A 6,193-nucleotide genomic window follows, 5' to 3' on the forward strand; every position below is an offset into this window, starting at 1 on the left:
TATAATTAAGGGAGAGGGGGATGTCATGTTTATCAGTGATAGTGCGAAGAATTTTTTGCTCAGTATGATGAAGAAACACGATACCCACGCCCTCCGTATATACAAAGAAGCCTCCGGCTGAGGAGGTAAACGTTTAGGAGTGGTTCTGGATGAACCGCGTGAGACTGATCACTTGCAACAGGTAAACGGTATCCTCGTGGCTGTCGAACCGGATATTGTAAAGGAAGCAGAATACGTTAAAATATATTATAAGAAACGTGGGAAGCAACAAGGATTAAGTATTGAAGGTTTAATTCACATGTGAGCAGCAGAATATTTATATGGTCGAGAAGACAATTCAGCCATGAAATATTCAAATAAAAAACCTGCAGTCATTGAATAAAAATGACTGCAGGTTATTTAAATTCCTTTATTTGCTTTAAAAATTGATACCCGCTTTTTTGGTGATCAAACTGCCGGGCAGTCCTTGCACCTCCACAGTCATTTAACAACTGTGACTTGTAACAGGTATGACTTATTTTCCTGTCTCTGCAAAGGTTTGGATTCGCTGGCCAATCTCATCACGTACGCGTTGGAAGACTGCCCACTTTTCTTCCTCTGAGCCTTCTGCTTTAGCTGGATCATCAAAACCCCAGTGGACGCGTTCTTTATTAGGAGGCGTCGCCGGGCAAACATCATTGGCGTGCCCGCATAATGTTACTACGAGACTGGCTTCTTGAAGCAATTCCTGGTCGATTGTATCTGAAGTCTGATCCTGAATATCTATTCCAACTTCATTCATTGCCTTAACTGCTTTAGGGTTCACACCGTGTGCTTCGATGCCGGCAGAATACACTTCATATTTGTCTTTAAGGTACTTCTTCCCAAAAGCTTCAGCCATTTGGCTCCTGCATGAATTCCCTGTGCATAGAAAATAGATGATAGGTTTTGCCATGATAAAAACTCCTTTAAAATTAGTTTAATTAGTTCGTGTGTGATTACAGACAAACCTGCTGTTTCAGCCAAAGCAGAACACTTAAGGTTTACCTAATGTGAGTCTGAAATTCTCACTTTATTATATAATTAGTTTTTTATATAAGTCAATGTTTATACAAAGGTTAATAACGAAGAGATATTAACATTATTACCAACAATTCAGCTGCAGTTTTATAAAAAATGACTTAATTAAATAAGCACATGTTGTTGAGGAAACTGTCAAATCTTATCGTTTTCTGTGGGGAGGAAGACACATAACCGTTGATTTGTACTCCTCAGACGTCTCTGTTTTCTGCTATAATATAAAAATATAAATGGACAGAAATGGATGATCAGCATGCTTAGAACAGGAATTTGGTTTATTTACTTTTTTATTTATTTAATAGTCGTCTCACCTGCTTTACTGAAAGCAAGATACCTTAAAAATAGAGGGAAAACAGAAGAACTGGACGCTTTTATACTTAAAAAATCGTCAAACTGGGCTAGAAGATTAGTGAAACTGGCAGGCGGAAGGATTCATGTGAGGGGGCAGGAATGGATATCGGATGATGAACCTGTCCTGATCGTAAGTAATCATCAGGGAAATTTCGATATTCCTGTGCTCCTCGGATATCTTGGTTTGAATATCGGATTTATTTCTAAGGTTGAAGTGAAAAAAATACCCATGATCAGTTCATGGATGACTTATATGGGATGTATTTTTATGGATCGGACAAACCGGAGACAGGCAGTTAAATCTATTTTGGCTGGCGCTGAAGCCTTGGAGAAAGGCCAAAATCTTGTCGTGTTTCCTGAAGGAACCAGAAGTAAAGGCGGGCCTGTTGGAGAATTTAAAAAAGGAAGCTTTAAACTGGCCACGAGATCAAAGGTTGCTATACTTCCAGTGACCATAGAGGGCTCCTATAATATGATGGAGGCGAACAAAAATAAAATTACTCCTGCCGATGTGACTGTTACCATTTCGGAACCTATCCGAATCCATCAGCAGAACCCGGCCATATCAGACCAGGAATTAGCTGACTTAACACGTGCTCAGATTGCTGGTCACATGAGTGAAAAGACTGTGGCTTTGTAAAATCCTCTGTTTAGAGGGTTTTTTCTTTTACCCAAAATCGTTAAACTATTGTATAATAAATAAATGAATGAACATTCAATCATTTTTAAGGGGTGTAGAAAATGTCAGTAAAAAGTACTTTTGAGGAGTTAACTGCCAAAATGAATGAGGATCCCAGCCATATTGAAGGCTTATCGTATGTGTACCAGTTTAATTTATCCGGTGAGGACGAAGGGAAGTACCAGCTGAAGCTTGAAAACCAGCGGGCAGAGTATAAGGAAAATGTGGAGTGGGAGCCCCGTCTGACTCTGGAGATGAGCGATAAAAATTTTATTAAACTGGCACAGGATGATTTAAATCCTACTATGGCCTATATGAGCGGTAAGCTGAAAGTTCATGGAGACCTGGGCCACGCATTAAAATTTCACACGTTAATTAAAAAATATCAGTAACTGCATACAAAAAGCTGATCCTTTTCTTCCGCAGGGTCAGCTTTTTTTAAAGAAGGTATGAGGTTTGTAACTTGTAAGCATGTGATCGGCAGGCACACACGCCAGCAGGGAGCGTGTCATGAATCAAGCAGTCTTTGGCTGCCATGGATAAAAAGATCAGTGTCTTTCAGGCTTTTTGAAGATCCCTGCTATTATATTTTTCATCAATCTTTTTCTCAATTTGAATAATAGCTTGCTGATCCTGCATAATTTCCTGCTTATTCTCTTTAACTAATTCTTCAAAACTTTTGTGGAAGCGTTTTCTCATTTATGATCATCCTTTTAATCAAAATTTTCTTTCTATTTCATTATAAATAAAAAACATTAGCGACATATGTGAAACTTGTTACAATTTTGCGAACTTTGGATAAATTTGTTGGAAAAAGTCTATTTATCTCTAAATACCCTTAACATTTTCTTGATAATCGTATATTTACGGACTTCGCCATGCTTTTTCCAGGAACTTAAGCACCGCGTTTTTCACAGGAGGTATAGGGCAAGGGTTACTTATGCTTTGATATGTCCTTTTAAAAAGGTAAAATAAGTAATAATAATTGAATGAGCGACCATTCATTATATCGGTCACTGTGGCCGTAATTTAACAAAAACAGGAGGATAGTATGAAAACGACAATGATTCAGCGTTCTAAAGAAATCTATCAAATGACGATTCCAACTCCGTTTTTAGTAGGCCCTGTCAATACTTATTTAATTAAGGGAGATGCTTTGACATTAGTGGATACAGGGCCTAAGACTGCAGAAGCCAGGGAGCAGATGGAAAATGCACTGGCAGAATTAAACCTCAGTTTTAAAGATATTGAACTTGTCGTTCTTACCCATCACCATCCCGACCATATCGGGATGATTGGAGAGTTTCTTCCTAACGCTAAAATAGCAGGGCATCTGAAATTAAAGCCTTGGCTGGAAAAAGATGAACAGTTCTACTCCAGAACAAGACAATTCTTTTACAGGTTTTACAGGGAACATGGGGTGCCTGAGTCCTGGGTACGGGAGATGGACCGCTCTCAAAACTATTATATGAACTTTACCACTCCGGCCTCCGTAGATTTTATTTTAGAAGAAGGCGATTCAATCGACGGGCTGCCGGGATGGCGGGTATTGGAAACACCGGGGCATGCCCAGAGCCATCTATCGCTTATTAAAGAAAAAGACGGAACGATGATTGCGGGTGACCACCTTATCGAACATATTTCTTCCAATGCGATTATAGAAGCCCCTTACTTTAACGAAACGGAACGGCCGAAAACCTTATTGCAATACCGCGAGGCTCTCAAAAAATGCAAAAATGCCTCTTTAATTTTTTCAGGCCACGGCCGCACGATCAGGAAACCGAAAGAATTAATTGAAGAACGCATCAATGCAATGGATAAAAAAGCTCAGGTCTTTAAACGCAAAATGGGAGAAGACCCTATTCAGGTATTTAGTTTATGTCAAAAAATGTATCCTGAAATTTACAGGAAGCAGACAGCTCTTACTTTTTCAGAGACATTAGGACATTTGGACTTACTTGAAGAACGGGGAGAAGTGAAAGCTGAAATGAGTGAAGGGGAAATTTATTACATGAAAGCTTAGAAAACGTTTGTTTGAGGTTTCACTTTGTTGGTAAGATAATAAGAGACAGGGAAACCAACATTTGAATGGAGGCACGAAAAATGGAAAAACAGATGAAGAAATGGGTTATCAGCGGATCGGTTCTAAGTGTAATAGCAGGGTCTATTTTTGTCGCATCAAATAAAAAAACACGTGAGGGAGTAACAGACTTTGTAAGCACTGCCTCTTCACAGACAAAACACTGGTTTCAGGTAATCAATGAAAATCGCGATACGGTGGTTCAGCAGCTCCGTTCATCTGGCGATAAGATTTCTGCCATTGTAGATTCTGCCTCGGATGATGTGGAAAAACTGGTGGAGACGTCGAAGAGCTTAAAAGCACATGTATTTGATTTACTGGAAGCTGTACAGGATTCGACAGAAGAAATTAAAGGGCTTAAGAGTAAGTTTGAAGAAAGGGAAACAATTGAAGCTGAGACTGCAATGGCCCCTGACCCTGAGTCACTTCTGCCTCCTGATACCGGGCAAAAGAAACTTGAAGAATAACTGTTTAGTATGGAAAACCTCTTTTTTAAAAAGGGGTTTTTTCATTTTTTAAGAAGGTTTTTGTTAAAGGTGAAGATCTTTATAAAACTGTTAAATTTTATTGGTGATTTTCGCTTCAGGACGCTCGCTTTTCCTCACAGAGGACAAGCCGCGGGCGGTTCCGGAGCCTCCTCGGCGCAAAGCGCCTGAGGGGTCTCCCCTGAATCCGCTCTTCCCGCAGGACTTGGATAAGCTCCTGCGAAAAGCTTCGCACGAAGGAAATACGAATGTATTTCCGAGGAGTCTCGCATCTTCCGCTATAATCACCCCTTATTTTAACCCTTTAAGAAAGGCTAAAGATTGAAAATAAAGAAGAAGGTTTTTTGCGGGGGAATGGCGGAGTGCCCGGTGAGCGGCAGGAGACAGCTTATCTTTTTAGCCATTAATCAGCACGACCTGCGGGACCGGTCATGAGCCGGCCTTCTTTTAAAGCAGCTTATTCAAATGCTTGCTGCATATATTTTCTATTTTTAAAGAAAAGAAGTTTTAATTGTCTCTGATTCGGATACAGAATTATACAAGCGATCGTAAGGAGGAATGACAACACATGGCATTATTAGATGAAGTTCAAAAATTAAAAGATTTTAAATGTTCCGATGAAAAATGTGTGTTAACCGTATATTTAAACACTGACCCTGCCAACCAGGACCAGCAAAAAGGCGAGTGGCAAATCAGACTGAAAAACGGATTAAAACGGATTCAGGAGTATTTAGATGCTTCTGGAGACGAAAGTGAAATTAAGAGTTATAAAAAGCTTAAGAAGAAAGTGGATGATGAGATCCAGTCCAACAGAACAAACTTCCAAAAAAGTGTTGTGATCTTTGCGTCAGAAAAAGAAGATCTGTTTAGCGTGCACTATTTGCAAGTGCCGGTGGAAACGAGTTTCCATTGGGAGGAAGGCCCTGTTCTTGATCAGCTTGAAGAGATTCAGAGACATTATCCGCGTTCCGGTGTGGTCCTTCCAAATCTGGATGAAGTAAGAGTGCTTGATACGTCACTTGGAGAAATCCATGATGAAAGAACGTATGAATTTGATCCGGGAAGTGAAGAGTGGACCTTTAAAGAAGGACTTGCTTCTTCCGACAGAACGGCTTCAGGTGCAAGCCACGTAGACAAGATTGATCAGCGGTTTGCTGAGAACCGCAACCGGTTCTATAAAAAAATGGCCGGAAACATTGAAAGACTGAAGAAAGACTGGGACTGGCAGGAAATTTACCTTGTAGGTGAAACGGAAAATATCCGTTCGCTGGAAAGCAGCCTCAGGACTAAACCTGCAGAATCCATTTCCAAAAACTTAAATAATGCGGAAGCCTCTAAAGTACTTGAGGAAGTATTTAAATAACAACACTTGCCCCGATGATGAACTCTTTTATCATCGGGCTTTTTAATTGTAAATAACTGGGGGGTCTGTCCCAGTAGCCTTGCATGAATGGAATATAATGTAATTTTGAGTTTACAAACACAAAAAAAGCTCCTATTGTAGAGGAGAGACCAATACTTGTTCCCAATCCTCTACAA

At 40.0% G+C, this 6,193-nt stretch carries 9 protein-coding genes; 6 read left to right on the forward strand and 3 right to left on the reverse strand.

Translation table 11 applies throughout. The features are described from left to right. Positions 1–139: 139 nt before the first annotated feature. Positions 140–304 (forward strand): hypothetical protein, encoded by a 165-nt coding sequence (locus K8O68_RS04380; protein WP_230895721.1) that lies wholly within the window; start codon positions 140–142, stop codon positions 302–304. Between the two features lie 210 nt (positions 305–514). On the opposite strand, the gene arsC is transcribed toward K8O68_RS04380, so the two are convergent. After that, positions 515–934, reverse strand: coding sequence for an arsenate reductase (thioredoxin) (gene arsC, locus K8O68_RS04385; protein ID WP_230895722.1), 420 nt, complete (start codon positions 932–934; stop codon positions 515–517). Between the two features lie 378 nt (positions 935–1,312). On the opposite strand from arsC, the gene K8O68_RS04390 reads away from it, so the two are divergent. Together K8O68_RS04390 and K8O68_RS04395 are read left to right on the forward strand one after the other, a co-directional pair. Beyond that, complete coding sequence (locus K8O68_RS04390) at positions 1,313–2,050, forward strand: lysophospholipid acyltransferase family protein (RefSeq protein WP_230895723.1); 738 nt, start codon at positions 1,313–1,315, stop codon at positions 2,048–2,050. Positions 2,051–2,151: 101 nt separating this feature from the next. Next, on the forward strand, positions 2,152–2,481 hold the full coding sequence (locus K8O68_RS04395; protein WP_230895724.1) for an SCP2 sterol-binding domain-containing protein: 330 nt from the start codon (positions 2,152–2,154) through the stop codon (positions 2,479–2,481). Between the two features lie 166 nt (positions 2,482–2,647). Here the strand turns inward: K8O68_RS04395 and K8O68_RS04400 are convergent, their stop codons facing one another. Next, positions 2,648–2,788, reverse strand: a complete 141-nt coding sequence (locus K8O68_RS04400; RefSeq protein WP_230895725.1) for an FbpB family small basic protein — start codon at positions 2,786–2,788, stop codon at positions 2,648–2,650. A gap of 352 nt (positions 2,789–3,140) precedes the next feature. Here K8O68_RS04400 and K8O68_RS04405 point away from each other — a divergent pair, with 352 nt between their 5' ends. From K8O68_RS04405 to K8O68_RS04415, 3 genes are all read left to right on the forward strand, one after another. Further along, positions 3,141–4,112, forward strand: a complete 972-nt coding sequence (locus tag K8O68_RS04405) for an MBL fold metallo-hydrolase (protein WP_230895726.1) — start codon at positions 3,141–3,143, stop codon at positions 4,110–4,112. An 80-nt stretch (positions 4,113–4,192) separates the two neighbouring features. Beyond that, positions 4,193–4,636 carry a hypothetical protein gene (locus K8O68_RS04410; RefSeq protein WP_230895727.1) on the forward strand — a complete coding sequence of 148 codons (444 nt, stop codon included), beginning with the start codon at positions 4,193–4,195 and terminating at the stop codon, positions 4,634–4,636. 586 nt (positions 4,637–5,222) lie between these two features. Then, positions 5,223–6,017, forward strand: coding sequence for a VLRF1 family aeRF1-type release factor (locus K8O68_RS04415; protein ID WP_230895728.1), 795 nt, complete (start codon positions 5,223–5,225; stop codon positions 6,015–6,017). On the opposite strand, the gene K8O68_RS04420 is transcribed toward K8O68_RS04415, so the two are convergent. Further along, on the reverse strand, positions 6,010–6,193 hold a 184-nt coding region (locus tag K8O68_RS04420; protein ID WP_230895729.1), incomplete at its 5' end, for a hypothetical protein. The genes K8O68_RS04415 and K8O68_RS04420 overlap by 8 nt on opposite strands.

Origin of the sequence: Salipaludibacillus sp. CUR1 (assembly GCF_021028955.1) — a bacterium.
In the GTDB taxonomy this organism is placed as follows: Bacteria; Bacillota; Bacilli; order Bacillales; family Salisediminibacteriaceae; genus Salipaludibacillus.

Bases quoted from the DNA above. Each gene is read 5' to 3' on its own strand.
- arsC (WP_230895722.1), bottom strand. From the start codon at position 934: ATGGCAAAACCTATCATCTATTTTCTATGCACAGGGAATTCATGCAGG.
- K8O68_RS04390 (WP_230895723.1), top strand. From the start codon at position 1,313: ATGCTTAGAACAGGAATTTGGTTTATTTACTTTTTTATTTATTTAATA.
- K8O68_RS04395 (WP_230895724.1), top strand. From the start codon at position 2,152: ATGTCAGTAAAAAGTACTTTTGAGGAGTTAACTGCCAAAATGAATGAG.
- K8O68_RS04400 (WP_230895725.1), bottom strand. From the start codon at position 2,788: ATGAGAAAACGCTTCCACAAAAGTTTTGAAGAATTAGTTAAAGAGAAT.
- K8O68_RS04405 (WP_230895726.1), top strand. From the start codon at position 3,141: ATGAAAACGACAATGATTCAGCGTTCTAAAGAAATCTATCAAATGACG.
- K8O68_RS04410 (WP_230895727.1), top strand. From the start codon at position 4,193: ATGGAAAAACAGATGAAGAAATGGGTTATCAGCGGATCGGTTCTAAGT.
- K8O68_RS04415 (WP_230895728.1), top strand. From the start codon at position 5,223: ATGGCATTATTAGATGAAGTTCAAAAATTAAAAGATTTTAAATGTTCC.